This window comes from Mesorhizobium sp. M0968 (genome assembly GCF_040319065.1).
GTDB lineage: Bacteria > Pseudomonadota > Alphaproteobacteria > Rhizobiales > Rhizobiaceae > Mesorhizobium.
The window spans coordinates 1-1781 of the sequence record NZ_JAMYNL010000080.1 but is presented as its reverse complement, the minus strand read 5'-3'; the positions used below and the strand labels follow the sequence as shown (position 1 = coordinate 1781).

The following is a 1781-nucleotide window of genomic DNA, read 5'->3' as shown; positions in this document are numbered from 1 at the left end:
TTTCAGCATCGAGATCCGCGCCGAGGAGGCAAGCCCCTTGAGCACGGCAATGCCTTCCTCAGGTTCAATCACCAGAAAATTGCGATTCATGAAATCGCCAGTCTATGCTCGTGACAGAGGTTATGGCTTCGCTCATTACAACGCGCTGACCGAAACGCCGAGCCGTTGATTTGGTTACATTAAGCCCTCGACCGTCAGTATGCATCGCAAGCCCCACCCAAAAGGATGGCGCGGCATGTCTACATTTGGTCTCCGACCGCCAGCTCCTCGTGGTGCGGGGTGCTTGTCAGTCCGTGGCCTCGATTTGCAGACGACTAGATGCTGGCAGCCACAAAGAGAGGCAGAAGCCGAACACGGAATTGCGGCCGTTCCCCTGGCCAAATCCCCAGGATACCGGACCTCGACCTCGATCTTAGCCGAACCGGCGCGCATGGATCCACAGGATGCGCTGCGCTGAAGTGCGTGTCGCCGTGAAGTAAATCATCCGATTCGCCACCCGATAGAGTCGGGACGGGGTTCTACCTATTGCTTTTGAGCATGACCTTTTCCGAAAACCGGATTCCACTTCTTTCGAGATAATGCGCCAGTGCCGGCCTACTTCATGCTGGCCGCGTCAGCGACCCTGTCCACCATGGCCAAACCAGCTTAGCGGTGCGGTGTGATGGACCATGTGGCCGGCCTGCGGGCCGGCCCCGGCAATAATGCCGGCAGGCAGCAACAGATCATTGTGGCGGGTGAAGCGGCCGCCGGCCAGCGCGTCGGCCAGCATCAATGCCGATTCGGCCGCGATCGACCGCAGCTGTGAGGGCCAGCTGGCGATGTCCTTTGCCGACCAAGCAAACCCCACAGAGACGATGCCGGGGCGAAATACTTGCCCATGGCGAGCGGCCAGGTGAGCAGCACAAGCAGCGGCAGCAAAATGTGACGGAAAACACCACCGGCGACAGGCAAAGGCCGGCAGCCCGCCAGTGCAAGGCCCAGGCGCGGCGGCAAGAGCGGACAGATGAAGACCCCCGATCGAATCGTCGTCCGATCGAGATCATCGACTCGCCCGCCTCCCATCCAACCCAAATCTCAGCCCGCTGAGCGGCCGAGTAGTAGATGCGACGTCGCTGCTTCATGGCTCACATTCCATCTTTCAGACAGACTCGTGTGTTGCTGCGAGCAGTTGAATCCGCCACCCCAAAGCGGACGCGCCGCGAACGCGGCTGCTAGGCAGGCCGAAGCTTGTGCAAGTACAGCTGTGCGTCACAAGCCAAGTGAACTAAGAAGCTGCACGAACCGCGGTGATCGAGAATGGCGTCGAAATCGACTTCGTGACGGATTCGTTCCAATAGGTTCTGACTCGCGCTTCCTCCGACGGCTCTTTCCAGGTACCGAACCGCTTCCTCCACTTCCCCGAGCACGGAATATATGCAAGCGGCGTTGTACTGCGTCACGAAGTCGTCCGGATCGATCGCCAGCGCTCTGGCCAGCCAGGAACGCGCCTTCTTCCGCTCACCGAAATACGCGAGCGCGAGGGCGCCGCGATGCAGCGGTGCCGCATTTTCAGGATGGCGGCCAGTTGCGCGTTCGGCGCGCTCGAAACAGATCCTTGGTTCGCTAGCGGATGAAGGCGATCGCGCAGGAGCGTCCCCCGGTGTAGAGTTGCCACCCTGGATCTCGCCTTGGCCGGCTGCATTCCTGGCTGTGTCCCCTAGGATACATCCTCGAGCAGGGTCGACTTATCCAAGCCTTGTGTCGGCTCAGACGGCCATTCACCATTCGGCGTCATCTCGTTG

General features: G+C 60.3%; 2 protein-coding genes. Both read right to left on the bottom strand.

Translation table 11 applies throughout. The features are described from left to right. Window positions 1-613: 613 nt before the first annotated feature. A complete protein-coding gene (locus NKH67_RS33945) occupies window positions 614-847 on the bottom strand; it encodes a hypothetical protein (RefSeq protein ID WP_353033095.1) in 234 nt (77 codons plus the stop codon). A 364-nt stretch (window positions 848-1211) separates the two neighbouring features. Next, the gene (locus tag NKH67_RS33940; RefSeq protein WP_353033093.1) at window positions 1212-1439 is read right to left on the bottom strand and encodes a TPR end-of-group domain-containing protein; all 228 of its coding nucleotides are present in this window, start codon (window positions 1437-1439) and stop codon (window positions 1212-1214) included. Window positions 1440-1781: the final 342 nt, after the last annotated feature.